The sequence below is a fragment of the Bacillus cereus group sp. BceL220 genome, assembly GCF_051776965.1.
GTDB classification, from domain to species: Bacteria; Bacillota; Bacilli; order Bacillales; family Bacillaceae_G; genus Bacillus_A; species Bacillus_A cereus.
In genome coordinates, this window is record NZ_JBPWBC010000052.1 from 1 (window position 1) to 654 (window position 654).

Genomic DNA, 654 nt, shown 5'->3' on the forward strand with positions numbered 1-654 from the left:
GCACGGGATCGTAACTCGCCGGTTCATTCTACAAAAGGCACGCCATCACCCATTAACGGGCTCTGACTATTTGTAGGCACACGGTTTCAGGATCTCTTTCACTCCCCTTCCGGGGTGCTTTTCACCTTTCCCTCACGGTACTGGTTCACTATCGATCACTAGGGAGTATTTAGCCTTGGGAGATGGTCCTCCCAGATTCCGACGGAATTTCACGTGTTCCGCCGTACTCAGGATACATTCAAGAGAGAACGAAGTTTCGACTACGGGGTTGTTACCCTCTACGACGGACCTTTCCAGGTCGCTTCGTCTACCTCGTTCCTTTGTAACTCCGTATAGAATGTCCTACAACCCCAAGAGGCAAGCCTCTTGGTTTGGGCTATGTTCCGTTTCGCTCGCCGCTACTCAGGAAATCGCATTTGCTTTCTCTTCCTCCAGGTACTTAGATGTTTCAGTTCCCTGGGTCTGTCTTCCATACCCTATGTATTCAGGTAAGGATACCATACCATTACGTATAGTGGGTTTCCCCATTCGGAAATCTTCGGATCAAAGCTTACTTACAGCTCCCCGAAGCATATCGGCGTTAGTCCCGTCCTTCATCGACTCCTAGTGTCAAGGCATCCACCGTGCGCCCTTTCTAACTTAACCAAACTAAAA

1 rRNA gene is annotated in these 654 nt (G+C 49.5%); it reads right to left on the reverse strand.

What is annotated here, in order from left to right:
• Positions 1-645: ribosomal RNA gene (locus ACS2FK_RS30440) — 23S ribosomal RNA — on the reverse strand; the annotation flags it as partial.
• Positions 646-654: the final 9 nt, after the last annotated feature.